The sequence below is a fragment of the Streptomyces sp. NPDC127114 genome, from assembly GCF_042677525.1.
Taxonomy (GTDB): Bacteria; Actinomycetota; Actinomycetes; order Streptomycetales; family Streptomycetaceae; genus Streptomyces.
Genome location: NZ_JBHXTJ010000007.1, coordinates 194,516 through 218,012, shown reverse-complemented (window position 1 = coordinate 218,012; position 23,497 = coordinate 194,516). Strand labels below are relative to the sequence as shown.

At 71.0% G+C, this 23,497-nt stretch carries 24 protein-coding genes and 3 tRNA genes; 9 read left to right on the top strand and 18 right to left on the bottom strand.

All coding sequences use genetic code 11. The features are described from left to right. Positions 1 to 13: 13 nt before the first annotated feature. Positions 14 to 86 (bottom strand) — tRNA-Ala (locus ACFVGS_RS10370). Positions 87 to 155: 69 nt separating this feature from the next. Next, positions 156 to 228, bottom strand: a tRNA-Ala gene (locus ACFVGS_RS10365). 122 nt (positions 229 to 350) lie between these two features. Between ACFVGS_RS10365 and ACFVGS_RS10360 the strand changes: the two genes are divergently transcribed. After that, positions 351 to 1,724 (top strand): glycosyltransferase 87 family protein, encoded by a 1,374-nt coding sequence (locus ACFVGS_RS10360; RefSeq protein WP_385692157.1) that lies wholly within the window; start codon positions 351 to 353, stop codon positions 1,722 to 1,724. Here the strand turns inward: ACFVGS_RS10360 and ACFVGS_RS10355 are convergent. From ACFVGS_RS10355 to ACFVGS_RS10320, 8 genes are all read right to left on the bottom strand, one after another. Then, positions 1,703 to 1,936, bottom strand: coding sequence for a hypothetical protein (locus ACFVGS_RS10355; RefSeq protein ID WP_005317760.1), 234 nt, complete (start codon positions 1,934 to 1,936; stop codon positions 1,703 to 1,705). The genes ACFVGS_RS10360 and ACFVGS_RS10355 overlap by 22 nt on opposite strands. 250 nt (positions 1,937 to 2,186) lie before the next feature. After that, positions 2,187 to 2,259 (bottom strand) — tRNA-Ala (locus ACFVGS_RS10350). Between the two features lie 139 nt (positions 2,260 to 2,398). Continuing rightward, a complete protein-coding gene (locus tag ACFVGS_RS10345; protein WP_385692194.1) occupies positions 2,399 to 3,052 on the bottom strand; it encodes a histidine phosphatase family protein in 654 nt (217 codons plus the stop codon). Beyond that, on the bottom strand, positions 3,049 to 3,486 hold the full coding sequence (gene rsfS / locus ACFVGS_RS10340; protein WP_384416825.1) for a ribosome silencing factor: 438 nt from the start codon (positions 3,484 to 3,486) through the stop codon (positions 3,049 to 3,051). The genes ACFVGS_RS10345 and rsfS overlap by 4 nt, the downstream gene beginning before the upstream one ends. Before the next feature lie 80 nt (positions 3,487 to 3,566). After that, positions 3,567 to 5,315 (bottom strand): LCP family protein, encoded by a 1,749-nt coding sequence (locus ACFVGS_RS10335; RefSeq protein WP_385692154.1) that lies wholly within the window; start codon positions 5,313 to 5,315, stop codon positions 3,567 to 3,569. Positions 5,316 to 5,334: 19 nt separating this feature from the next. Further along, entirely contained in the window at positions 5,335 to 5,955 is a 621-nt protein-coding gene (nadD, locus tag ACFVGS_RS10330) for a nicotinate-nucleotide adenylyltransferase (protein ID WP_128979797.1), read from the bottom strand. Positions 5,956 to 6,008: 53 nt separating this feature from the next. Continuing rightward, positions 6,009 to 6,173, bottom strand: a complete 165-nt coding sequence (locus ACFVGS_RS10325) for a hypothetical protein (RefSeq protein ID WP_384416701.1) — start codon at positions 6,171 to 6,173, stop codon at positions 6,009 to 6,011. A gap of 83 nt (positions 6,174 to 6,256) precedes the next feature. Next, on the bottom strand, positions 6,257 to 6,529 hold the full coding sequence (locus ACFVGS_RS10320; protein WP_385692196.1) for a hypothetical protein: 273 nt from the start codon (positions 6,527 to 6,529) through the stop codon (positions 6,257 to 6,259). 128 nt (positions 6,530 to 6,657) lie between these two features. Here ACFVGS_RS10320 and ACFVGS_RS10315 point away from each other — a divergent pair, with 128 nt between their 5' ends. Beyond that, positions 6,658 to 7,785 carry a M48 family metallopeptidase gene (locus ACFVGS_RS10315; RefSeq protein ID WP_384416700.1) on the top strand — a complete coding sequence of 376 codons (1,128 nt, stop codon included), beginning with the start codon at positions 6,658 to 6,660 and terminating at the stop codon, positions 7,783 to 7,785. On the opposite strand, the gene ACFVGS_RS10310 is transcribed toward ACFVGS_RS10315, so the two are convergent. From ACFVGS_RS10310 to rfbA, 8 genes are all read right to left on the bottom strand, one after another. Beyond that, entirely contained in the window at positions 7,770 to 8,849 is a 1,080-nt protein-coding gene (locus tag ACFVGS_RS10310; RefSeq protein ID WP_385692152.1) for a hypothetical protein, read from the bottom strand. The genes ACFVGS_RS10315 and ACFVGS_RS10310 overlap by 16 nt on opposite strands. Positions 8,850 to 8,947: 98 nt before the next feature. Then, a complete protein-coding gene (locus ACFVGS_RS10305) occupies positions 8,948 to 9,520 on the bottom strand; it encodes a hypothetical protein (RefSeq protein WP_384416695.1) in 573 nt (190 codons plus the stop codon). An 89-nt stretch (positions 9,521 to 9,609) separates the two neighbouring features. Further along, the gene (locus ACFVGS_RS10300) at positions 9,610 to 10,893 is read right to left on the bottom strand and encodes a glutamate-5-semialdehyde dehydrogenase (RefSeq protein ID WP_384416692.1); all 1,284 of its coding nucleotides are present in this window, start codon (positions 10,891 to 10,893) and stop codon (positions 9,610 to 9,612) included. A 136-nt stretch (positions 10,894 to 11,029) separates the two neighbouring features. Next, positions 11,030 to 11,518: a hypothetical protein gene (locus ACFVGS_RS10295; RefSeq protein ID WP_384416689.1), complete on the bottom strand. Its 489-nt coding sequence runs from the start codon at positions 11,516 to 11,518 to the stop codon at positions 11,030 to 11,032. A 168-nt stretch (positions 11,519 to 11,686) separates the two neighbouring features. After that, a complete protein-coding gene (proB, locus tag ACFVGS_RS10290) occupies positions 11,687 to 12,808 on the bottom strand; it encodes a glutamate 5-kinase (RefSeq protein WP_384416686.1) in 1,122 nt (373 codons plus the stop codon). A gap of 152 nt (positions 12,809 to 12,960) precedes the next feature. Then, a complete protein-coding gene (gene galE / locus ACFVGS_RS10285) occupies positions 12,961 to 13,950 on the bottom strand; it encodes a UDP-glucose 4-epimerase GalE (protein WP_385692149.1) in 990 nt (329 codons plus the stop codon). A 177-nt stretch (positions 13,951 to 14,127) separates the two neighbouring features. Continuing rightward, on the bottom strand, positions 14,128 to 14,733 hold the full coding sequence (rfbC, locus tag ACFVGS_RS10280) for a dTDP-4-dehydrorhamnose 3,5-epimerase (protein ID WP_384416680.1): 606 nt from the start codon (positions 14,731 to 14,733) through the stop codon (positions 14,128 to 14,130). A gap of 27 nt (positions 14,734 to 14,760) precedes the next feature. Further along, a complete protein-coding gene (gene rfbA, locus ACFVGS_RS10275; protein ID WP_384416678.1) occupies positions 14,761 to 15,639 on the bottom strand; it encodes a glucose-1-phosphate thymidylyltransferase RfbA in 879 nt (292 codons plus the stop codon). A gap of 126 nt (positions 15,640 to 15,765) precedes the next feature. Between rfbA and rfbB the strand changes: the two genes are divergently transcribed. The 7 genes from rfbB (at position 15,766) to ACFVGS_RS10240 (ending at position 23,496) form a co-directional block, all read left to right on the top strand. Next, a complete protein-coding gene (rfbB, locus tag ACFVGS_RS10270; RefSeq protein WP_384416675.1) occupies positions 15,766 to 16,752 on the top strand; it encodes a dTDP-glucose 4,6-dehydratase in 987 nt (328 codons plus the stop codon). Beyond that, positions 16,752 to 17,687, top strand: coding sequence for a dTDP-4-dehydrorhamnose reductase (rfbD, locus tag ACFVGS_RS10265; protein ID WP_384416671.1), 936 nt, complete (start codon positions 16,752 to 16,754; stop codon positions 17,685 to 17,687). Before rfbB ends, rfbD begins: the two co-directional genes overlap by 1 nt. Continuing rightward, positions 17,684 to 18,952 carry a hypothetical protein gene (locus ACFVGS_RS10260; RefSeq protein WP_384416668.1) on the top strand — a complete coding sequence of 423 codons (1,269 nt, stop codon included), beginning with the start codon at positions 17,684 to 17,686 and terminating at the stop codon, positions 18,950 to 18,952. The genes rfbD and ACFVGS_RS10260 overlap by 4 nt, the downstream gene beginning before the upstream one ends. A 151-nt stretch (positions 18,953 to 19,103) precedes the next feature. Then, the gene (locus ACFVGS_RS10255) at positions 19,104 to 19,496 is read left to right on the top strand and encodes a DUF2304 domain-containing protein (protein WP_384416665.1); all 393 of its coding nucleotides are present in this window, start codon (positions 19,104 to 19,106) and stop codon (positions 19,494 to 19,496) included. Continuing rightward, positions 19,493 to 20,227: a glycosyltransferase family 2 protein gene (locus ACFVGS_RS10250; protein WP_384416662.1), complete on the top strand. Its 735-nt coding sequence runs from the start codon at positions 19,493 to 19,495 to the stop codon at positions 20,225 to 20,227. The genes ACFVGS_RS10255 and ACFVGS_RS10250 overlap by 4 nt, the downstream gene beginning before the upstream one ends. Next, entirely contained in the window at positions 20,224 to 21,177 is a 954-nt protein-coding gene (locus ACFVGS_RS10245) for a glycosyltransferase family 2 protein (RefSeq protein ID WP_384416659.1), read from the top strand. Before ACFVGS_RS10250 ends, ACFVGS_RS10245 begins: the two co-directional genes overlap by 4 nt. Before the next feature lie 48 nt (positions 21,178 to 21,225). After that, complete coding sequence (locus tag ACFVGS_RS10240) at positions 21,226 to 23,496, top strand: CDP-glycerol glycerophosphotransferase family protein (protein ID WP_385692146.1); 2,271 nt, start codon at positions 21,226 to 21,228, stop codon at positions 23,494 to 23,496. Position 23,497 lies beyond the last annotated feature (1 nt).

The window sequence follows — 23,497 nt, the reverse complement described above, 5'->3', positions numbered from 1 at the left end:
CGCTTCTCATCTGTGGAGCTAAGGAGAATTGAACTCCTGACCTCTTGCATGCCATGCAAGCGCTCTACCAACTGAGCTATAGCCCCGTGCGAGGGATTCAGAGTACCGCAGAAGCGGTGCGAGCCGGTCCTTCCGGACGGCCCGCTTCCCTTCTGTGGAGCTAAGGAGAATTGAACTCCTGACCTCTTGCATGCCATGCAAGCGCTCTACCAACTGAGCTATAGCCCCTTGCTGCTCGTCACCGCTCCGGCGTGCGTCGCGGCGACGAACAGAACAGTAACCGGCCGTCCGACGGTTCTCCAAATCCGTTTCTCCGGAGCCGTGCGGAGCTTTGGGTAGGGTCGCCGACTGTGTCCGTCTCCGCGCTCCCTCCGACCCGCGCCCGCCGGTGGCCCCTCGCCACCGCCGCGGCGGTCTGTCTGCTCTCGTTCACGGCCTTCTGGGTGGCGCAACGCCTCGCCCACGTGAACATGCTCGACGTGATGGTCTACCGGGCCGAGGCCGAGACGCTGCGGGCCGGCGACGACCTCTACGCGATGCGCGCCACCTCGGCGAACCTCGCGATGACCTATCCGCCGTTCGCCGCCGTGGTGTTCCTGCCGCTGACCCTGGTGAGCGTGCCGCTGATGCGGACGCTCACCACCGCGGGGAACCTGCTCCTGGTGGTGGCGCTGGTCCAGCTCTCGCTCCAGCTGGTCCGTCCCGGGCTCGCGCGCCCGGCGGCGCGCGCCGAGCTGTGGCGCAGGACACTGCTGATCGCCGCGGTCGTCGTCTGGTGCGAGCCGGTCTGGACGACGCTGCGCTACGGACAGATCAACCTGCTCATAGCGGTGGCGGTGCTCTGGGACCTGACCCGCCGCGAGGGAAGCCGCTGGGCCGGCCTGGGCATCGGGCTCGCCACCGCCGTGAAGCTCACACCGGGTCTCTTCGTGGTCCTGCTGCTCGCCGCCGGCGTGCTGCTGTGGCGCCGGGACCGGAGGGTGAACCAGTGGCTGCGGACGGCGCTGACGGCCACCGGCGTGTTCCTGGGGACGACGCTGACGATGGCGGTGGCCCTGCCCGCCGACTCGCGGAAGTTCTGGACGGGGACGCTGTTCGAGACCGGCCGGGTCGGCCACGCCGAGGAGACCGCCAACCAGTCCATCAGCGGGGTCCTCGCCCGGCTGATGCACACCGACGCCCCGGGCCTGTGGTGGGCGGCCACCGCGGCCCTCCTGGGCGGCGCGGCGATGGTCCTCGCGGTACGGGCCGCGCTCCGCGGTGACAAGGCGGTGGCCGTGACCGTCACCGCGTTCACCGCCCTGATGATCAGCCCGATCTCCTGGTCCCACCACTGGGTGTGGTGCGTGCCCCTGCTGATCCTGCTGTACGACCGCTGCACGCGCGCGTGGACGGTGACGGGAGCCGTGGCGCTGGCCTTCGCCTCGTTCGCGCTGTGGTGGGTGCCGCACGACCCGGGTCGCCCCGAACTCGACCAGAACGCCGGGCAGATGCTGCTCTCCGCGGTCTATCCGCTGACGGCGCTCGCGGTGTTCGCGGGTTACGCGCTGATGCGCCGGCGGGCACGCCGTTCACTGCCGGGCGGGCACGCCGCCGCGGACCCGACCGTGGACGCGCGTCGCGACGGATCCCGGACGGGGGCCTCTCAGGCTGACGTGTCGCAGGCGGGCGTCGTCGCGCCCCGGTCCCCCGTGGACGGGCGTCAGGCCGTGGCGAAGGAGTAGAACCGCTTCAGGGTGCAGTGCTCGTCGAGGAGCCGGCCGTAGATCGGCTCCCCTTCGAGCTCGCGGTAGGTCTCGATGGGGTCGCCCTTTATGATCAGCGCCCGCGCGCACTCCTCGCACCAGTACTGGAACTCGGGGTTGACCGGGTCCATGTCCCGGACGATGGGCGTGCCGCTGCCGCACCAGTCGCACTTCCGCCTGTGTGCACCCATCACTCAGCTCCCGCAGTGGGCGCGGGACGTGTGCCGGGTGCGTGACCCGGGAGCGGATTCCGCGACGGCATCGGCATCGATCTCCTCGGCACCGTCCACGGCCATGCGCGCTCCCTCCCGCCCGGACCCGGTTCCCCTCCGGCGGTCCGATTCTGCCATGGCCCCGCAAGGGGGTCAGCGGGCTTCGCCACGTCCGGAGGTGACGGAACGACGAATCCCGCCCCCTACTGGGGACGGGATCCGGTGACTGTGGAGCTAAGGAGAATTGAACTCCTGACCTCTTGCATGCCATGCAAGCGCTCTACCAACTGAGCTATAGCCCCTCGTGTTCCCCGCGCGGTGCGCTGCGAACAAGAAGAACTTTAGCCTGTGACCTGCCGGAAAGTGAAATCCGGGTCCGGCAGCCGGTCGGGGGACCGGCCGGCCGCCGCCGCGGGGCTCGGCCGCAGCCGCCGCGGGGCCTCAGTCGTCGTCGCCGAGAACGGGCTCGGGTAGCGTTCCGGCGTTGTGCTCCAGAAGGCGCCAGCCGCGCGCTCCCTCGCCGAGGACGGACCAGCAGCAGTTCGACAGGCCGCCCAGGCTCTCCCAGTGGCGGGCTTCCAGGTCGAGCAGCCGGCCGATGGTGGTGCGGATGGTGCCGCCGTGGCTGACCACGACGAGCGTGCCGTTCTCCGGCAGCTTCTCGGCATGCGCCAGGACCACCGGGGCGGCCCGGTCGGCCACCTCGGTCTCCAGCTCGCCGCCACCGCGGCGCACCGGCTCGCCGCGCTTCCAGGCGGCGTACTGCTCGCCGTACCGCGCGGTGATCTCGTCGTGGGTCAGGCCCTGCCACTCCCCCGCGTACGTCTCGCGCAGCGCGGAGTCGTGGGCGACGGCGTGACCGGTGATCGCGGAGAGTTCGGCGGCCGTGGCCGCCGCGCGCCTGAGGTCGGAGGCGACGATCGCGTCCGGCTTCAGGGCGGCGAGCAGCCTGGCGGCACGGCGGGCCTGGAGGACACCGGCCTCGGTGAGCTCGATGTCCGTGCTGCCCTGGAAGCGGCGCTCGAGGTTCCAGGAGGTCTGGCCATGACGCCACAGCACGATGCGGCGGCCGGTGCCGCCCTTGCCGCTGGTCAGCTCAGCTCACCGTCCGTCCCGTCGGTGCCCATGAGCCGGGCGTGCTCCTCGGCCTTGCCACGGGTCTTGAGGGCGTCCTCGGGCAGCGGCAGCTCGGGGCAGTCCTTCCACAGCCGCTCCAGGGCGTAGAAGACCCGCTCCTCGCTGTGCTGGACGTGGATCACGATGTCGACGTAGTCGAGGAGGATCCACCGGGCGTCGCGGTCGCCCTCGCGGCGCACCGGCTTGGCGCCGAGATCCTTGAGGAGCCGCTCCTCGATCTCGTCGACGATCGACTTGACCTGGCGGTCGTTGGGCGCGGAGGCGAGCAGGAAGGCGTCGGTGATCGACAGCACGTCGCTGACGTCGTACGCGATGATGTCGTGCGCGAGCCGGTCGGCCGCCGCCTGGGCGGCGGCGTTGACGAGCTCGATGGAGCGGTCCGTGGCGGTCACAAGCAGGCTTTCGTCGGCGGTCAGAGACACCTCAAGGGTCTCATGTACCGCCGACGGCCCCGAAAAGGATTACAGGACGGTCACCGCTTGGCGCCGGGGATCTTGTAGTCCTCGCCGAGAATCACGGTGACCTCGGCGTTTCCGCTGGGCTTGCCCTTGGTGACGGATCCCGCGGGGAGCCCCAGGGTCTTGGCGACCTCTGCGGCGGTCGCCTTCTGGGCGTCGTCCGCGTAGACGACCTGCGACTTCTCCTGCGTGCCGGCCTTGGTGCCGCCGACCACGGCGTAGCCGCCGTTGATCAGGACCACCCGGGCCGCCTCGGTGGCGTCCTCGCCGGTGGCGTCACGGATCGCGACCCGGGTCGCGGCGCCCTGCTCGGGAGCGCTGACCTTGCCGCCGAGGATGTCCTTGACGACGCTGTCGCCGGTGGCGCCGCTGAGGGAGCCGTCGGGCTCGACGGGCAGCAGCGCGGTCTTGTAGTCGCCGACCTTGGCGTGCTCGGCGAGCTTGGCGAGGGAGGCGCCGAGGTCCTTCTCGGGCAGCGACGGGTCGAGGATCTGGGCCAGGGTCTCGATGGTGACCGTGGCTGCCTTGGGGTCGTCGGAGATCTTCCGCAGCACGCCGTACATCACCTGGCCGAAGCGCTGGAGCTGCTTGGCCTCGGCCTCGCCGGGCGCCCGGTAGGTGGCGTAGGCGACGGCGGCGCGCCCGTTGAGGGTCTGGTTCTCGCCCTTCTTGACCAGCGGCTCGGCGCCGGACTTGTCGCCGGGCACATCGGTGTCGGTGGTGATGTCGATGTTGCTGACGAGCTCGACGAGGTTCTCCAGGTACGGGGTGTCGAGCCGCCAGGTGCCGGTGATCTTCGTGCCGAGGAGGTTGCCGAGCGCCTCACGGGTGCCGCTGGAGCCGTCGTCCTCGACGGACTTGGCGAGGGTGGTGGTGGCGCCTTCGTCGTCGGCGACGGCGAGCGCGTTGGGCAGCAGGACGGTGGTGCCCTGCTTGGTGGTGGCGTTGTCGACGAGGAGGGCCGTGGAGGTGCCGCCGCCCTTGGTGTCGTGCAGGTGGACGACGATGGTGTCCCGCTGCTGCGGGCCCGTGGCGGTGTTCTGCGCGGGGCCGTCGCCGCCCATGCCGGGGAGTCTGCCGGCCGACCAGAGGTAGCCGACGCCGCCGACGATGACGACCACGAGGACCACGACGAGGGCGACGACGCGGTTACGGCCGCGACGGCGGGCCTCCTCACGCCGCTCGGACCGGCTCTCGGTGAACTTGAGCCAGTCGATGACGTCCTCGGAGTCCTCGTCAGGCTCCTCGATGAAGGAGAACTGCTCGGTGCGGTAGGCGCGCCCGTCGTCCTCGGGTGCCGGGCGCTGCCCGGGCACGCCGGCGGGCGGTGCCGCCGGGGCGGGGGCCTGGGCCGGCGGCGCGGACTCGGTGCGGACCGCCCACTGCCGGCCCGCGTCGTACTGCTGCCCCGTCTCGTACGGCCGGCCCGTCTCGTACGGGTGGCCCGTCTGCGGGTGGCCGGTCTGCGGGTGGCCGGTGTCGTACTGCTCGTGGTCGTACGACGGCTGCTGGGCGTACGGGTCGTACTGCGGCTGCTGGGGCTGGTGGGGCTGGGGCGTCTGAGCGGGCTGCTGCCCGTACGGGTCGTAGACGTAGCCCTGCTGCTGGTCGTGCTGCTGGTACTGCTGAGGCTGCTGCTGCGCGTACGGGTCGTAGTGCTGCTGCGGGACCTGCTCCTGGTACACCGGCTGCCCGTACGCGTCGTAGCCGATGATCTGCGGCTGCGGACGGTACGGGTCGTACGGGTTCTGCTGATCGTTCACCGGTGCCCCTCCCCGAGGCTCACTCGCCGCGGTACAACTGGCGCTTGTCGATGTAGCGCACCACACCGTCCGGGACCAAATACCAGACCGGGTCGCCCTGTGCGACCCTCGCCCGGCAGTCCGTGGAGGAGATGGCGAGCGCGGGGACCTCGACCAGCGACACGCCGCCCTTGGGCAGGCCGTCGTCGGTGAGGTCGTGACCCGGGCGGGTGACGCCGATGAAGTGGGCGAGCGCGAAGAGCTCCTCGGCGTCGCGCCAGGTGAGGATCTGCGACAGCGCGTCGGCGCCGGTGATGAAGAAGAGATCCGAGTCGCTGTTGAGGGAGCGCAGGTCCCGCAGCGTGTCGATGGTGTACGTCGCGCCGCCGCGGTCGATGTCGATGCGGCTGACGGAGAACTGCGGGTTGGACGCGGTGGCGATGACCGTCATGAGATAGCGGTCCTCGGCCGGCGAGACGGCCTTGTGGCTCTTCTGCCACGGCTGCCCGGTCGGCACGAACACGACCTCGTCGAGATGGAACAGGGCGGCCACCTCGCTGGCGGCCACCAGGTGTCCGTGGTGGATCGGGTCAAACGTTCCGCCCATCACGCCGAGTCGGCGCTTGCCGCGACCGCCAGTAGGCACTTCCTGCTCTCCCATGCGTGCAGAGCCTACTGGCACGGCGGCGAACGCCGGATCAGCGGCCTCGGGGCTCAGCGGTCGCGGTTGAAGCGGGTGGTGATCCACAGGAGCAGAAGGAGCGCGAGCAGGGCGCCGCCACCCGTCACGTACGGGTTGAGGCTTTCGTGGTTGCCGCCGTGCTCGGCACCCTCGTTCGCGAGCGTGACCAGGTTGGCGGCGGTGGCGTGGAGGCTCATCTTCGGCAGGACCTTCGATCGGGGATGGGAGCGGAGACTTCGCGCACATCGTATGCGGCGCGTCGCGGAGCGCTCACGCCGACTCAGGCGTTGGCGTCACCTGGGCCGTTTTCGGTGCGTGCGGCGGCGGCCGCCGGGCTCTTCGCGGCCTTCTCGGTCTCGTTGGTCTCCTTGGTCTCCTTGGTCTCCGCGGGGTCCTCGCCGCCGTTGCCGTAGCCGCGCAGCAGGAACCAGGCGAGGAGGGCGGCGCCGACGATCGAGACGAGCAGGGCGATCCGCAGCGTGTCGCCGGCGCCCTGCTGCTCCGAGGCCGCGGCGAACAGCGGCGTGACGGCGGTGGTCGCGATGTCCGGCATGGTGGTCGTGCTCCTCGGTTGTCCACAGTGCCCGAGTTATCCACAGGCTCCGGCACACGGTAGTCGCCTCGCCTAGTCTGGGTTGAGTCAGGGGGACGAGCACCGACTCGTACGAACAGGGGGTATCCATGACCGATAACCACCAGGGACACCTGCCCGGGCGGCAGCGCAAGCGCTTCCCCGGTATCTCCTCACGGGCCTATGAACACCCGGCCGACCGCTCGGCTTTGGTCGCGCTGCGGAAGCTGAGCGGCTTCGACACGGTCTTCAAGGCACTGAGCGGACTGCTGCCCGAGCGGAGCCTGCGGCTGCTGTTCCTCTCCGACTCCGTGCGGGTGAGCGACGCGCAGTTCTCCCATCTGAACGACATGCTGCGGGACGCCTGTTACATCCTGGACCTGGAGAAGGTTCCGCCGATGTACGTCACGCAGGACCCGAAGCCGAACGCGATGTGCATCGGCCTCGACGAGCCGATCATCGTGGTCACGACCGGCCTGGTGGAGCTGCTCGACGAGGAGGAGATGCGGGCCGTCGTCGGGCACGAGGTGGGCCACGCGCTCTCCGGCCACTCGGTGTACCGGACGATCCTGCTCTTCCTCACCAGCCTGGCCCTCAAGATCGCCTGGATCCCGCTGGGGAACGTGGCGATCATGGCGATCGTCACCGCGCTGCGCGAGTGGTTCCGCAAGTCGGAGCTGTCGGCCGACCGGGCCGGGCTGCTCGTGGGTCAGGACCTGCAGGCCTCCATGCGCGGCCTGATGAAGATCGCCGGCGGCAACCACCTCCACGAGATGAACGTGGACGCGTTCCTCGCCCAGGCCGACGAGTACGAGAAGGGCGGCGACCTGCGCGACTCCGTCCTGAAGATCCTCAACGTGCTGCCGCGCTCGCATCCCTTCACCGCCGTGCGGGCGGCCGAGCTGAAGAAGTGGTCCGAGACCCGCGACTACCAGCGGATCATGGACGGCCACTACCCGCGGCGATCGGAGGACAAGGACACCTCGGTGACCGACTCCTTCCGCGAGTCGGGGCGGCACTACGCGGACCACGTGCGCACCAGCAAGGATCCGCTGATGAAGCTGGTCAGCGACATAGCCGGCGGCGCCGGGGACCTCGCGGGCGACCTGGGCGGGAAGCTCTTCGGCCGGTTCGGCGGTGCCGCCGCCGGCGGCCAGGGCGGCGCGAAGGGATCGCCGGGGTCCGAGGGAGGCTCGCCGGGTGCCGGCGGCGCGGAGCCCGGTCAGAGCGAGGGCTGAGCGCTCGGCGCGAGCGCGCCGCAGAGCGAGGAGGTGGTGGGCCGGCCCGTGGCGTACGGGTCGGTGACCGCCTGACGGCTCGGGTCGGTGGCCCGCTCGCCCGCGAGGAGCGGCCGCAGTGAGCCGGCGGTGTCGGCGTCGCAGGACTGGGGGCCCGCCTCGACGGTGCTGGTCAGCAGTTCGGCGCGGTGCATCCGCAGGTCGTCGCGGTCGAAGCGGAAGTGCAGCTCGCGGTGGACGGTGAACAGCGAGGCCTGCGGCGCCGGGCCGCCGCCCGAGGTGGCGGGCCGGACGGCGTAGGTGAAGGTGTGGTCCGTCGTGACGTCGATCAGGTCGGTGTCGACCTCCGCGAACCGCAGGGTCCCCTGGACGCGGACGGACGGGTCGGCGAGGACGACCTCGCGCGGGTCGAAGCGGGTCAGCCAGCCGGCGGCGGCGTGCCGGCCGTCGTCCTGGGACGACTCGACGCTCCGGTCGAACTGCTCCAGCTGGTCGGGGTCGAGGAGGAGCCGGGGCGGGCGGACGGTGAGTCCGGCCAGGACGTCGGGTTCGAGGGAGGAGGCGACCAGGTAGTCCTTGGCGATGCCGAGGGCGGTGACCACCTGGCTCTCGGAGAAGTGCGTGGTGCGGGCGGCGAGGGGGAGGTTGATGCCGGAGGCGCCGGTGCGGTATTCGGCGACGGGGCTGTGGGCGAAGAGACTCTCCGGAGTACCGCCGGGCACGGGGCCCTGCGGGGCGAGCGGGACCACCGTGGTCCGGAGGGGTTCGGCCCGCTGGTCGACGGGGGCCTGGTACGGGTTGCGGACGCCCAGGTAGACGGCGGTGCCGAAGGCGAGCACGATCAGCAGGACGAGCAGCAGGGCCTGCCGGGAGCCGCTGCGGCCGTCCCAGGACGGGCGGGAGCGGACCGCCTGCGAGTGCTCGCCCATCCGCTCCTCGGCGGAGAACTCCTGGAGGCGGGCAGCGCGGACGAACGCCTCGTCGAAGACGACGGATCGGTACTCGTCCTCACCGCCGGGGACCCCCTCGGGAGTCCCCTCAGGCGGGTCGCCACGCCCTGCCATACCTTCAGGGTAGGTCGGCGGAAGCTTCGGTAAACGCCCAGGTACACGACAACTTCGGAAGAATTCCGACGCGTTGCGGCAAACGGACCAAGCGCTCTCTAAGGAGCGCTCGGAGCAGCGGGAACGGGGGGTGCGGAGGTCGCCGTGGCGGCGGAGGGGACGGCCCGGGGCTTGTCGACGCCGGTGGTGGCCGGCGGGGGCATGCGGTCCTGGCGGTTGGCGGAGGCGCCCCGGTAGACGGCGCTGAAGGCGAGGGCGACCATGCCGACGCCCATGACCAGGGCGAGGACCCAGGCGACGGGGCGGTGCCAGCGGGCGCTGCCGCGGTAGGGGCGCAGGGCGCCGCCGTGGGGGCCGTAGGGGCCGTAGTCGTCGTCGGCGGTGTCCGGGTCGTAGCCGTCGGGGTGGCGGGCGAGGTCGTAGCCGTCCTCGTAGGGCTCCTCGTCGGCGAGGCCGGCGACGGCGCGGGCCCGGGCGGCCTCGGCCTCGGCGCGGGCCTGGGCGGCGGCGAGCAGTCGCTCGACGGCGGTCGGCTCGTGGATCTCGGCGGCCCGCACGAAGTCCTCGTCGAAGACCACGGTGGCGAATTCCTCGTCGGCGCCGCCGCGGTCGACAGAGTCCTCGGGGTCCCCGCCGTCCTGGAACGGCATGCCCCCCACGTCGTCCGGCACGGGTTCAGAGTAGACCGGGAAGGGGGTTTTGGGCAGGGAGAGCGCAAACTGTCCCTGCCCCGATCGGGCGTCCGGCGAGCGGGCGCCGGTTACCGTACGTGACCGTCGCCGGTCACGATGTACTTGGTGGAGGTGAGCTCCGGAAGGCCCATCGGGCCCCGGGCGTGCAGCTTCTGGGTGGAGATGCCGATCTCGGCGCCGAAGCCGAACTGTCCGCCGTCCGTGAAGCGGGTGGAGGCGTTGACGGCGACGGTGGTCGAGTCGACCAGCTGGGTGAAGCGGCGTGCCGCGGCCTGGGAGGTGGTGACGATGGCCTCGGTGTGACCGGAGGACCACAGCCGGATGTGCTCGACGGCCTTGTCGAGGGAGTCGACGACGGCGGCGGCGATGTCGTAGGAGAGGTACTCGGTCTCCCAGTCCTCGGGGGTGGCCGGGACGACGGTGGCCTTGGTGCCTTCGGCGCGGGCGAGGACCCGCTCGTCGGCGTGGACGGTGACGCCGGCCTCTGCAAGGGCGTCCAGGGCGCGCGGCAGGAAGGCGTCCGCGATGTCCTGGTGGACCAGCAGGGTCTCGGCGGCGTTGCAGACGCTGACCCGGTGGGCCTTGGAGTTGATCAGGACCTCCACGGCCATGTCGAGGTCGGCCTGGGCGTCGACGTAGACGTGGCAGTTGCCGGTGCCGGTCTCGATGACCGGGACGATGGACTCCTCGACGACGGTCTTGATCAGCGAGGCGCCGCCGCGCGGGATGAGGACGTCGACGAGGCCGCGTGCGCGCATCAGCTCGCGGACGGAGTCGCGGGACTCGCCGGGGACGAGCTGGATGGCGTCGGCCGGCAGCCCGGCGCCGCCGACGGCGTCGCGCAGCACCCTCACGAGGGCGGTGTTGGAGGAGTACGCGGAGGAGGAGCCGCGCAGCAGGACGGCGTTGCCGGACTTCAGGCAGAGGGCGGCGGCGTCGACGGTGACGTTGGGCCGGGCCTCGTAGATGATGCCGACGACGCCGAGCGGGACGCGGATCTGGCGCAGGTCGATGCCGTTGGGGAGGGTCGAGCCGCGGACGACCTCGCCGACCGGGTCGGGCAGCGCGGCGACGTGCCGCACGTCGGCGGCGATGGCCCGTACCCGCTCGGGCGTGAGGGTGAGCCGGTCGATGATGGCCTCGCTGGTGCCGGCCTCGCGGGCGCGGGCGATGTCCTCGGCGTTGGCCTCGACGATCTCGGCCGTGCGGACCTCCAGGGCGTCCGCCATGGCCAGCAGGGCGTCGTCCTTCGTCGCGCGCGGGAGTGGCGCGATTTCGGCGGCCGCGGCGCGGGCCCGGTAGGCGGTCTGGGTGACCGGGGACATGTTGTCGAAGGGCATGAGCGAGGTCATGCCCGCAGGGTACTGGCACCACTGCGGACATCCCTCACGTATCCCGCTCCTGTCCCGTACTGCGAGACGTCCGCCGACCGCATGCCGAAAGGCCGGAAGCCGTCCGTGGCCGGACGCCGGCGGCGGTCGGGCGGCGTCAGTAGGGGTGGACGCCTACCGGGGCGGCCGGGGGCGGGCCGTAGCCCTCGGCGATCCGCTGGTGGTAGGTCTCCCGGTCGATGACCTCCAGGCCGACGATCTCCCACGGCGGCAGCTTGGCGCTCTGCCGGTGCTCGCCCCACAGCCGCAGGGCGACGGCGGCCGCGTCGTGGAGGTCGCGGGCCTCCTCCCAGTAGCGGATCTCCGCGTGGTCGTTCGCATAGCGGCTGGTCAGCAGGAAGGGGTGGTCGTGGGCCAGCTGTTCGAGGGCCCGGCGCACCTCCTTCAGCGGGGCCTCCGCGCCGGAGACGCTGAGGGTGATGTGCCAGAGCTTGGACACCTCCCGCTGCGGTGCCCCCGTGTCGGCCCCGGAGTCCTCGGGGGACTCGTCGAAGGATTCCTCGTCGAAGTCGGCTCCGGCCTCGACGCTCGTCAGGGCGCGTTCGGCCGTCCCGCGGGGCGATGCCCCTGGGCGCGCTCGTCTCACCGGCGGCCTCCTGTGTGATGCCTGTGCTGCGTGCTGCGATCTGCTGCGCGTGCTGGTGTTCCCCACCCTCTGGTTGCCCCCGAGACAAAGTTGACCAGCCCGCGGCGGCGCATGGGGCGGTTTTGGTAAAGGTCCCTACCGGATGACCAGACTTTCAGCCGTTTCGGTTCACATGACGACGAGGTCGTCGCGGTGCACGACCTCGCGCTCGTACTCCGGTCCGAGTTCGCGGGCCAGCTCGTGGGTGGAGCGGCCGAGCATCCGGGGGATCTCCTTGGCGTCGAAGTTGACGAGCCCGCGGGCGACGGCGCGGCCCGCGGTGTCCCGCAGCTCCACCGGGTCGCCGGCGGTGAACTCGCCCTGGACGGCCGCGATACCGGCCGCGAGCAGCGACTTCTTGCCTTCGACCACGGCCCGTACGGCGCCGTCGTCGAGGGTGAGGTGGCCCTGCGGGGTGGAGGCGTGGGCGAGCCAGAGCAGCCGGTCGGCGGAGCGGCGGCCGGTGCGGTGGAAGTACGTGCCGGTGTCGCGGCCGGCGAGGGCGTCGGCGGCGCGTACGGCGGAGGTGAGCACCACCGGGATGCCGGCGGCGGCCGCGATCCTGGCGGCCTCGACCTTGGTGACCATGCCGCCGGTGCCGACGCCCGCCTTGCCGGCCGAGCCGATCTCGACATGGGCGATGTCGTCCGGTCCGCTGACCTCGGCGATGCGCGAGGTGCCGGGCTTGGACGGGTCGCCGTCGTAGAGCCCGTCCACGTCGGAGAGGAGCACGAGCAGGTCGGCGCGGACGAGATGGGCGACGAGCGCGGCGAGCCGGTCGTTGTCGCCGAAGCGGATCTCGTCCGTGGCCACGGTGTCGTTCTCGTTGACGACCGGCAGGGCGCCCATGGCCAGGAGCTGGTCGAGGGTGCGGTAGGCGTTGCGGTAGTGGGCGCGGCGGCTGGTGTCGTCGGTGGTGAGCAGCACCTGGCCGACGCGTACCCCGTACCGGGCGAAGGAGGCCGTGTAGCGGGCGACCAGCAGGCCCTGGCCGACGCTGGCGGCGGCCTGCTGGCGGGCCAGGTCCTTGGGGCGGCGGGTGAGGCCGAGCGGGGCGAGTCCCGCGGCGATGGCGCCGGAGGAGACCAGGACGATCTCCTTCTCGCCGCCGCTGCGGACCTTGGCGAGGACGTCCACGAGGGCGTCGACGCGGTCGGCGTCGAGGCCGCCGGACGCGGTGGTCAGGGAGGACGAGCCGACCTTCACGACGATCCTGCGGGCTTCCGTCACGTACTGCCTTGCCTCTGTCACCTGCGTCGTCCTCGCCGTCCTGCTCGCCGTCGTGCTCATGTGCCCGTGTCGCGGCCCGTGTTCCGGCCCGGCTTCACGTCCGTACCCGAAGCCCGTGACCGTGGTCTCGCCTCGGCAGGCAATCTACGCGAGCCGGTTCGGGCGCCGCCCGTCTATTCCGCCGGCTGGACCGGGCGCGCGGTGTGTGCCGCCCAGGCCGAGGCGATCATCGAACGGACGTCGTGGCGGGCGGTCCAGCCCAGCTCGGCGGAGATCCGTTCGGCCGAGGCGACCACCTTGGCCGGGTCGCCGGGCCGCCGGGCGACGACCTCGGGTTCGACGTCGTGGCCGGTGACCTCGCGGACCAGGTCGATCATCTCCCGTACCGAGACGCCCTCGCCGCGGCCGATGTTGAGCGTCAGGTCGTGGTGCTCGCCCTTCGCGGCCCGCTCGGCGAGCCGGCGGGCGGCGGCGAGATGGGCGTCGGCGAGGTCGGCGACGTGGATGTAGTCGCGGACGCAGGTGCCGTCGGGCGTCGGGTAGTCGTCACCGAAGATCAGCGGCGGCCGTCCGGCGTCGATCCGCTCGAAGACCATCGGCACCAGGTTGAAGACACCGGTGTCGGCGAGTTCGGGCGCGGCGGTGCCGGCCACGTTGAAGTAGCGCAGACAGGCGGTGGCCATGCCGTGGGCGCGGCCCGCGGCGCGCACCATCCACTCGCCCGTGACCTTGGTCTCGCCGTACGGGCTGAGCGGGGCGCACGGGGTGTCCTCGGTCACCAGGTCGGTGTCGGGCATGCCGTACACGGAGGCGGAGGAGGAGAAGAGGAAGGACCGGACGCCTGCCCCGGCGGCGGCTTCGAGGAGGACCTGGAGGCCGGTGACGTTCTCGCGGTAGTAGAGGAGCGGGCGTTCGACGGACTCGCCGACGGCCTTCTTGGCGGCGAGGTGGACGATCCCGGTGACCGCGTGCTCGCGCAGCACCCGGTCGACGAGGGCCCGGTCGAGGACGCTGCCGCGCTCCAGCGGCACGTCCGCGGGCAGGCGGGCCGGGTCGCCGCTGGAGAGGTCGTCCAGGACGGCCACCCGCTCACCGGCCTCGGTCATGGACTTGACGACATGGGAGCCGATGTAGCCGGCGCCGCCGGTGATGAGCCACGTCATCCGGGCAGCCTAACCCGAAAGGGACGGCGGCCCGGCCGCTCCCCCGAGGGAGCCGCCGGGCCGCCGCACACCCGTCGAAACCGGGCCCGCCGCACACCCGTCGAAACCGGGCCCGCCGCACACCCGTCGAAGCCAGGCCGCCGCACACCCGTGGTTACCGGGCCGGCAGGCCCGGGTTCAGCCGCGCTCCGCCAGCGAGGCGCGGAACGCCAGGCACTCCTCGTAGACCGGCAGGATGCCGGCCTCGCGGGCCTGCGCGAGGGTCGGGCCCTCGGCGTCCTTGGCGGACAGCTCGGGCACCCCGTCGACCGGCCACTCGATGCCGATCTCCGGGTCCAGCGGGTAGACGGTGCGCTCGCGCTCCGGCGCGTATCCCTCGGAGCAGAGGTACGTCACGGTGGCGTCGTCCGTCAGCGCGCAGAAGCCGTGGCCGAGGCCCTCGGAGAGGTAGACGGCCTTGCGGTCCTTGTCGTCGAGGCGCACGGCCTCCCAGCGGCCGAAGGTCGGCGAGCCGACCCGGACGTCGACGATGATGTCGAGGACCGCGCCGCGCACGCACGTCACGTACTTGGCCTGGCCGGGCGGCACGTCGGCGAAGTGGATGCCGCGCACGACACCGGCGGCGGACACCGAGAGGTTGCCCTGCTTCAGGTTCAGCGGGTGGCCGACCGCCTCGGCCATGCGCTCCGCCTTGTACCACTCCAGGAAGAGGCCGCGGGCGTCACCGTGCTGCTGCGGGACGAACTCCCAGGCGCCCTCGATACCAAGGGGGTTGACCTTCATGGAAAGAGCCGTTTCCTCTCTCGGGCCTCAGGCCTGCTCGGCTTCGTACGCCAGCAGGTCGAGCAGGTAGTCGCCGTAGCCGCTCTTGGTCAGCGGCTCGGCGAGGGTGCGCAGGTGGGCGTCGTCGATGAAGCCGGCGCGCCAGGCGGCCTCTTCGAGGCAGCCGATCTTCATGCCCTGGCGCTCCTCGACCACGCGGACGTACTCGGAGGCCTGGACGAGGGACTGGAAGGTGCCGGTGTCCAGCCAGACGGTGCCGCGGTCCAGGACGGAGACCTGGAGCTCGCCGCGGTCGAGGTAGTGCTTGTTGACGTCGGTGATCTCCAGCTCGCCGCGGTCGCTGGGCTTCAGGCCCTTGGCGATCTCGACGACCCGGCTGTCGTAGAAGTAGAGGCCCGGCACCGCGTAGCGGGACTTCGGGTTCTTCGGCTTCTCCTCGATGGAGCGGGCGACGCCGTTCTCGTCGAAGTCGACGACACCGTAGGCGGTGGGGTCGGAGACGGCGTGGGCGAAGACCACACCGCCCTCGGGCGCGCTGTACTTGGCCAGCTGACGGCCGAGGCCGACGCCGTGGAAGATGTTGTCGCCGAGGATCAGGGCGACGGGCTCGTCACCGATGAATTCCTCGCCGATGACGAACGCCTCGGCAATTCCGTTCGGCTTCTCCTGGGTCGCGAACTGGATGTCCAGTCCGAAATCGGACCCGTCGCCCAGAAGGCGCTCGAACTGCGGGCGCTCCTCCGGCCCGGTGATGATCAGAATCTCCTTGATCCCGGCCATCACGAGGGTCGAGAGGGGGTAATAGATCATCGGCTTGTCGAAGACCGGCATCAGCTGCTTCGACACGGCTCGGGTGATCGGCCACAGTCGGGAGCCGGTACCACCGGCAAGCAAAATTCCACGCATGGGCACGCAGCCTACGGCAGCGCCGGGGGCCCGACCGCCACGGCCGCCCTACCCCCTACGTGAGAACGGCCACGGAACGCCGGGCGAACTGGTGTCGGCAACCGAGCCCATAGAATGGTGGCCCTTATGAGGATTCTGGTCACCGGCGGCGCCGGGTTCATCGGTTCACAGTTCGTGCGGGCACTGCTCTCCGGAGAGCTGCCCTCCAGCGAGGGCGCCCAGGTCACCGTCCTGGACAACCTCACCTATTCGGGTAACGAGGCCAATCTCGCCCCTGTGGCGGACAAGCCCGGCTACACCTTCGTCCAGGGCGACATCCGCGACTACGCGACGGTCGACGACGTCATGCGCGGCCAGGACGCGGTGGTGCACTTCGCCGCCGAGTCCCACGTGGACCGCTCGATCCTGGACTCCTCGCCGTTCGTCACCACGAACGTGCTGGGCACCCAGGTGCTGCTCGACGCGGCCAAGCGGCACGGCGTCGGCCGGTTCGTGCACGTCTCCACGGACGAGGTGTACGGCTCGATCTCCGAGGGTTCCTGGACCGAGGACTGGCCGCTCGCGCCGAACTCCCCGTACTCGGCCTCGAAGGCCGGCTCCGACCTGCTCGCGCTGTCGTACCACCGCACGCACGGCATGGACGTCGTGGTGACCCGCTGCTCCAACAACTACGGGCAGTACCACTTCCCCGAGAAGATGATCCCGCTGTTCACCACGAACCTGCTGGACGGGAAGAAGGTGCCGCTGTACGGCGAGGGCCTGAACATCCGCGACTGGCTGCACGTCTCGGACCACTGCCGTGGCATCGAGATGGTGCTGCGCGGCGGCCGCGCCGGTGAGGTCTACCACATCGGCGGCGGCACCGAGGTCACCAACAAGGAGCTCACCGGTCTGCTGCTCGACGCCTGCGGCGCCGGCTGGGACATGGTCGAGCACGTCGAGGACCGCAAGGGCCACGACCTGCGCTACTCCCTGTCGATCGCCAAGATCCAGGAGGAGCTCGGCTACACGCCGCAGGTCACCTTCGAGCAGGGCCTCGCCGACACCGTCCAGTGGTACCGCGACAACCGCGCCTGGTGGGAGCCGCTGAAGGCGAAGGCGGCGCTGGCCTGATGAGCGCCGACGCCCCCGGGGCCGAGGCCCCCACCCGCTGGCTGATCACCGGTGCCGCCGGGATGCTCGGCCGTGACCTCGCCGAGGTCCTGGCCGAGGCCGGCGCCGAGGTCACCGCGCTGACCCGCGCCGACCTCGACATCACCGACGCCGACGCGGTCCGCGCGGCGGTCGACGGCCATGACGTGGTCGTCAACGCCGCCGCCTGGACCGACGTCGACGGCGCCGAGACCGAGGAGGCCGCGGCCACCCGGATCAACGGGGACGGCCCGCGCGCCCTCGCCGCGGCCTGCGCCGCGACCGGCGCGGTGCTGCTCCAGGTCTCGACCGACTACGTGTTCCCGGGCGACGCCACCGAGCCGTACCCGCACGACGCCCCGACCTCTCCGGTGAACGCCTACGGCCGCAGCAAGCTCGCGGGCGAGGAGGCGGTCCTGGAGCTGCTGCCCGAGCGCGGCTACGTGGTGCGTACGGCGTGGCTGTACGGCGCGCACGGCCGGAACTTCGTGGCGACGATGCTGGGCCTGGCGGCGCAGCGCGAGACCCTCGACGTGGTCGACGACCAGCGCGGCCAGCCGACCTGGACCCGGGCGCTCGCGCGCCAGCTGCGGGACCTGGGCCGGGCGGCCGTGCGGGGCGAGGCCCCGGCGGGCGTCTACCACGGCACGGCGTCCGAGACGGCGACCTGGTTCGACCTGGCGCGGGCGGCCTTCGAGCTGACCGGCCTGGACCCGGAGCGGGTGCGGCCGACGACCTCGGAGAAGTTCGTCCGGCCGGCCCGGCGCCCCTCGTTCAGTGTCCTCGCGCACGAGCGCTGGGCCGAGGCGGGCGTGGCGGTGCAGCCGCACTGGCGCGAGCAGCTGACCGAGGCGCTGAAGGTCATGGCTCCGGGCGCGGGCCCGGCTCCGGCTGCGGGCGGACGGTCGGACGCGTGACGGTGCTCGACCGCATCACCACGGCCCTGCCGCGCGGTACCGCGTTCGTCGGCATCGGCACGGCGCTGCTCGGCGGGGCGAACTACGTCCATCTCGCGGCGGCGGGCCACTCGCTCTCCGTCGACGACATGGCGAGCTTCTCGGTCCTGTGGACCGTGGTGGCCTCCATAGGTCTGGGTCTGTTCTTCCCGGTCGAGCAGGAGGTCACCCGCGTGGTGGCCGCCCGGGTGGTGGCCGGCGACGGCGCGCTGCCCGTGCTGCGGCGCGGGGCCGTGCTCTCGTTCGGACTGCTCGCGGCGGTGCTGCTGCCGCTGGCGGTGTGGGCGGGTCCGGTCGCGGACCTCTTCTTCCACGGCGACCGGGGTCTGGTGGCCGCGCTCGGCGGTGCCTTCGCCGCGCTGGCCTGCGCCCATGTGACCCGCGGGGTGCTCGCGGGGCTGGGCCGCTTCGAGTCGTACGGGCTGCAGCTGGGGCTCGACGGGCTGCTGCGGATCGTGTTCTCGGTGGCGCTGGCGCTGGCCGGGGTCTCGTCCGTGGTGACGTTCGCCGCGGTGATGACGGTCGCGCCGCTGGTCTCGGTGCTCGTGACGCTGCCGCCGGTGCTGCGCGGGGCGCGGCCGGGTTCGACCGCGCACTGGCCCGAGCTCATCGAGCACCTCGGGCTGCTCGTCGGCTCGACGCTGCTCGCTCAGGTGCTCGTCAACATCGCGGTGATCAGCACCAAGCTGATCTCGACGGACGACAGCGCGCTGGTCGCGGCGCTGTTGTCGGCGCTGGTGCTGGCGCGGGTGCCGCTGTTCGCGTTCGGTGCCTTCCAGGCCTCGCTGCTCGCGGGTCTGTCGACGGCGCAGGCCGAGGGCGACGCCCAGGGCTACCGCCGGCTGCTGCTGCGGGCGTGCGCGATCACGGGTGGCATGGGCGTGGTGTTCGGCGTCGGCGCGGTGGCGCTCGGCCCGTTCCTGCTGCCGGTGCTGTTCGGTTCGCCGGACGTGCTGGGGCCGGTGGACTTCCTGTGGCTCTCGGTCGGCACGACGCTCTACATGATGGCGATGGTGCTCGGCCAGGCGCTGCTCACGAGTGGCGCCGCACGGCAGCAGCTGGTGTCGTGGATCGTGGGAACGGTCGTTCTTCTGGCGGTCACACTGAGTCCCCTGGAGCTGCGCACCAGGGTCGAGGTGGCCTACGCCGTGGGGTCGCTGGCGGTGGTCACCTGCATGACGCTCCTTCTTCGCCCTCGTGTACGCTACCGTTCGGTGCACTCATAGGAATGATCACCATTCCCTCACTCTCCGTGACCGACGCGACGGACAGTGTGCTGCGGTATCGCGGCCGTCCTTCGCCCCTTTCCCCCGGAAAAAGTAGACAGGCCGTTTCCATGAGTCGTCCGATAGACCGGAGCCCCGCGTGAAGTTGTGGATGCTGACTTCGGTCACCGGAGTCTTTCTTGTCGCGTGCATCGTCGAGCTGCTGCGCCGCCGCAAGCTCAAGGAGAAGTACGCCTTCCTCTGGGTGCTCACCGGACTGGTGATCATCCCGCTCGGCTTCTTCCCGAGCGGCCTCGACTCGGTCGCCCGCGCCGTCGGCGTCCGCTCGGGTGTGAGCCTGCTGCTCTTCCTCAGTGTCGCGTTCCTCTTCATCGTCTGCCTCCAGCTGAGCTGGGAGGTGGGCCATCTCGAGGAGGAGGGCCGCACCCTTTCGGAGGAAGTCGCGCTGCTCCGCATCGACGTACAGGAACTGCAGAAGCAGGTCGCGGAGCACGCGGCGTCCGGGGACGCGGCCGACCGGGCCGGGCAGGGGGGCCTCAAGTGATCGACGGCAAGCGCGTACTCATCATCATGCCCGCGTGGAACGAGGCCGAGGGCGTCGCCGACGTCATCAAGGAGGTCTACGCGACGCTTCCCGGAGTCGACGTCCTCGTCGTCGACGACGGCTCGGCCGACGACACCAGCCGGGTGGCCCGCGCCGCGGGCGCGACCGTGATGACGCTCCCGTACAACCTCGGCGTGGGCGGCGCGATGCGCGCCGGCTACCGCTACGCGTACGACCGCGGCTACGACATCGCCATCCAGGTCGACGCCGACGGCCAGCACGACCCGCGCAACGTGCCCGAGCTGATCGCGCGCCTGGACAAGGGCGCCGACCTCTGCATGGGCGCGCGGTTCGCCGGCACCGGCGACTACGAGACCCGCGGCCCGCGCAAGTGGGCCATGGTCGTGCTCGCCTTCTGGCTGTCGAAGATGGCGAAGACCAAGCTGACCGACGTCACCTCCGGCTTCCGCGCCTCCAACCGCGACCTGATCGACGTCTTCGCGCACTGGTACCCCGTGGAGTACCTGGGCGACACGGTGGAGTCCACCATCGCCGTCGTCCGGGCCGGCTACCGCGTCGAGCAGGTGCCCGTCGCCATGCGCCCGCGCGCCACCGGCACGCCCAGCCAGTCGCCGTGGAAGGCCACGCTCTACCTGGGCCGGATCGGCATGATCCTGCTGCTCGCGCTCAGCCGCCGCTCGGCTCTCGGCCCCAAGGGGAAGGGCAAGTGACGGCGGTGCAGAACCACGACGGCGCCGACCGCAGGGACGGCGCGGCGGACGGCGACCCGCTCGACATCATGCTGCCGCACTACGGCGACACCGGCCTGATGCAGGCCGCCGTGCGCAGCGTGCTGGAGCAGACCGACGGGAACTGGCGCCTGACCGTCGTCGACGACGGCAAGGAGCCCGGCGTACCCGAGTGGTTCGCCTCCCTCGGCGACAGCCGGGTCCGCTACCTGCGCAACGAGCAGAACCTGGGCATCACCCGGAACTTCCGCAAGTGCGTCGACCTCGTCGAGTCCCGCCACTTCAGCATGCTCGGCAGCGACGACCTGCTGCTGCCGGGCTACGTCGCGACCATGCGCGCCGCCATCGCGGCCTTCCCCGACGCGACGATCTACCAGCCGGGCGTCGAGGTCATCGACGAGCACGGCAACCCCTCGACGACCCTCGGCGACGAGGTCAAGAAGCGGCTGTACGCGCCGAAGGACACCGGGCGGCGCCTGGTGCTCTCCGGTGAGTCGCTCGCCGCCAACCTGCTCGGCGGCAACTGGCTCTACTTCCCCTCCATCGTCTGGCGTGCCGACGCCGTCAAGGAGGTCAGCTTCCGGGAGGACCTTTCGGTCATCCAGGATCTGGCGCTGATCATCGAGCTGATCCGGCGCGGCGGAAAGCTGGTCGTCGATCCGACCACCGCGTTCCGCTACCGCCGGCACTCCGGCAGCCTCTCCTCGGCGGAAGCCGTGTCCGGCGCCCGCTTCGGCGAGGCCGTGCGCTTCTTCCACGAAGTGGCCGACGACCTCGACGCGCACGGCTGGCCGAAGGCCGCGCGCGCCGCGCGTCGGCACCTGTCCATGCGACTCCACGCGCTGACAATGGTTCCGGGGGCGCTGCGCCACGGACAGTCGAAGACCATACGCACGCTCCTCGGCTACGCCCTGTCCACGAGCCAGCGCTGACCCGGCGGTCACGCCCCTGTCTCCCACGTCAGATTCCACGGTATTGAGATGACACAGACGCACTCCTCCTCCGGTTCCGAAGTCCCCCTGTTCAGCATCATCGTTCCCACCTTCAAGGTGCAGGCGTTCCTGAGGGACTGTCTGGACTCGGTGCTTGAGCAGTCGTTCGGGGACTACGAGCTCCTGGTCGTCAACGACTGCTCGCCGGACGGTTGCGGCGAGATCATCGACGACTACGCCAAGGCCGACCCGCGCGTCGTGGCGATGCACCTGGAGCAGAACGTCGGTCTCGGCCGGGCGCGCAACGCGGGCATGGCCCGCGCCAAGGGCCGGTACCTGCTCTTCCTCGACAGCGACGACACGATGCTGCCCGGCTCGCTCCAGGCCATCGCCCGCCGCATCGAGGAGGCCGAGAACCCCGACCTGGTCGTCTTCGACTACTCGCGCACCCACTGGGACGGCCGGATCACGCCGAACGCCCGCGCCGACGTGCTGGCCAAGGCCGCGAAGCAGGGCGTCTTCGCGCTGAAGGACCAGCCGGAGCTGCTCAACCTGCTCCAGGTCGCGTGGAACAAGGCGTACCGCCGGGACTTCATCGAGCAGTGGGGCTTCCAGTACCCGTCGGGCTACTACGAGGACACCCCCTGGACCTACCCGGTCATGATCGCGGCGGAGACCATCGCCGTGATCGACCGCGTCTGCGTCTACTACCGCCAGCGGCGCCAGGGCAGCATCCTGCACAGCACCAGCCGCAAGCACTTCGACGTGTTCGACCAGTACGAGCTGGTCTTCAAGTTCCTGGACGAGAACCCGCAGTTCGACGAGTACCGGGGTGCCCTGTACGAGCGGATGGTCAACCACTTCCGCGTGGTCGACGTCTCCCCCGGCCGTCTGCCCGACGACGCGCGCGCCGAGTTCCGCGAGCGCTGGGCCGAGGTCGAGGGACGCCTGCGTCCCGAGGGCCACCCGGCCGCCCCGCGCGGCAAGGGCCAGATGATCCCGGCCAGGCACCGCGACAAGGCCCGCAAGACGGTCCGCTCGCTCAAGAACAAGAAGTCCGTGCCGGCGAAGCTGAAGAAGAAGCTGCGCAAGCGCGTCCTCCAGGCCTACTACCGGGCCCAGCGACTGCTCCCGGTCCAGAAGGACGTCGCCGTCTTCGCGGCGTACTGGAACGGCTCGTACTCCTGCAACCCGGCGGCGATCCACGAGAAGATGAAGGAACTCGCCCCCGGTATGAAGGCGGTGTGGGTCCTCAAGAACGACGCCACCAGCCGTCCGCCGAAGGGCGTGCCGACCGTCCACCCGGGCTCGCTCGGCTTCTGGAAGGCCATGGCGCGCGGCAAGTACTTCGTCAACAACGTCAACTTCCCGCCGTCCGTGGTCAAGCGCCCCGGTCAGGTCCACCTCCAGACCCACCACGGCACCCCGCTCAAGCGCATGGGCGTCGACCTGGCGGAGTACCCGGTCGGCCGTCGCGGGATGAACCTGGTCCGGCTGATGGACCGGGTGGACCGCTGGGACTACAGCCTCACGTCCAACAGCTTCTCCACCGCCGCGTGGGACCGCGCCTACCCCTCGTACTACGAGGCGCTGGAGTACGGCTACCCGCGCAACGACCAGCTCGTGAACGCGTCGGCGGCGGACGTGGCCGCGGCCCGCAAGAAGCTCGGCATCGCCGAGGGCACCAAGGTGATCCTCTACACGCCGACGCACCGCGACTACCACGACGCCCCGAAGCAGATGCTGGACCTGGAGAAGTTCGCCGAGACGATCGGCTCCGAGTTCACCCTGCTCGTGCGCGCGCACTACTTCTACGACCAGAGCCTGCTGGCCTCCGGGTCGACCGGCAGCGCGCGTCTCGTCGACGTGAGCGCCCACCCGTCGGTCGAGGAGCTCTACCTCGCCGCGGACTGCCTGCTCACGGACTACTCGTCGGTGATGTTCGACTACGCGAACCTCGACCGGCCGATCGTCATCTACGCCAACGACTGGGAGGTGTACCGCACCACCCGCGGCACCTACTTCGACATCACCGTCGACTCCCCCGGTCTGACCGTGCAGACCGAGGCCGAGCTGCTCGAGGTCTTCACCTCGGGCCGCTGGAACGGCCCCGAGTCGGACGCGGCCCGCGCCGAGTTCCGCAGGACCTTCTGCGAGTTCGACGACGGCCGGGCGGCCGAGCGCGTGGTCCGCAAGGTGTTCCTCGGCCAGGACGAGGTCCCGCCGGTGCTGCCGATCGGCGAGCGTCCGGTACCGCCGCGTCCGGGGCAGCAGCCGCTGGCCGAGGTGGCCCGGCCGCGTGACCGAGAGACCGTCTGAA

Excerpts from the sequence above, each read along its gene's own strand:
- ACFVGS_RS10355 (WP_005317760.1), bottom strand. The coding sequence starts at position 1,936 with ATGGGTGCACACAGGCGGAAGTGCGACTGGTGCGGCAGCGGCACGCCC.
- nadD (WP_128979797.1), bottom strand. The coding sequence starts at position 5,955 with ATGGGAGAGCAGGAAGTGCCTACTGGCGGTCGCGGCAAGCGCCGACTC.
- ACFVGS_RS10325 (WP_384416701.1), bottom strand. The coding sequence starts at position 6,173 with ATGAGCCTCCACGCCACCGCCGCCAACCTGGTCACGCTCGCGAACGAG.
- ACFVGS_RS10320 (WP_385692196.1), bottom strand. The coding sequence starts at position 6,529 with ATGCCGGACATCGCGACCACCGCCGTCACGCCGCTGTTCGCCGCGGCC.
- ACFVGS_RS10315 (WP_384416700.1), top strand. The coding sequence starts at position 6,658 with ATGACCGATAACCACCAGGGACACCTGCCCGGGCGGCAGCGCAAGCGC.
- ACFVGS_RS10310 (WP_385692152.1), bottom strand. The coding sequence starts at position 8,849 with ATGGCAGGGCGTGGCGACCCGCCTGAGGGGACTCCCGAGGGGGTCCCC.
- ACFVGS_RS10300 (WP_384416692.1), bottom strand. The coding sequence starts at position 10,893 with ATGACCTCGCTCATGCCCTTCGACAACATGTCCCCGGTCACCCAGACC.
- galE (WP_385692149.1), bottom strand. The coding sequence starts at position 13,950 with ATGACGTGGCTCATCACCGGCGGCGCCGGCTACATCGGCTCCCATGTC.
- rfbC (WP_384416680.1), bottom strand. The coding sequence starts at position 14,733 with ATGAAGGTCAACCCCCTTGGTATCGAGGGCGCCTGGGAGTTCGTCCCG.
- rfbA (WP_384416678.1), bottom strand. The coding sequence starts at position 15,639 with ATGCGTGGAATTTTGCTTGCCGGTGGTACCGGCTCCCGACTGTGGCCG.
- rfbB (WP_384416675.1), top strand. The coding sequence starts at position 15,766 with ATGAGGATTCTGGTCACCGGCGGCGCCGGGTTCATCGGTTCACAGTTC.
- rfbD (WP_384416671.1), top strand. The coding sequence starts at position 16,752 with ATGAGCGCCGACGCCCCCGGGGCCGAGGCCCCCACCCGCTGGCTGATC.
- ACFVGS_RS10255 (WP_384416665.1), top strand. The coding sequence starts at position 19,104 with ATGCTGACTTCGGTCACCGGAGTCTTTCTTGTCGCGTGCATCGTCGAG.
- ACFVGS_RS10240 (WP_385692146.1), top strand. The coding sequence starts at position 21,226 with ATGACACAGACGCACTCCTCCTCCGGTTCCGAAGTCCCCCTGTTCAGC.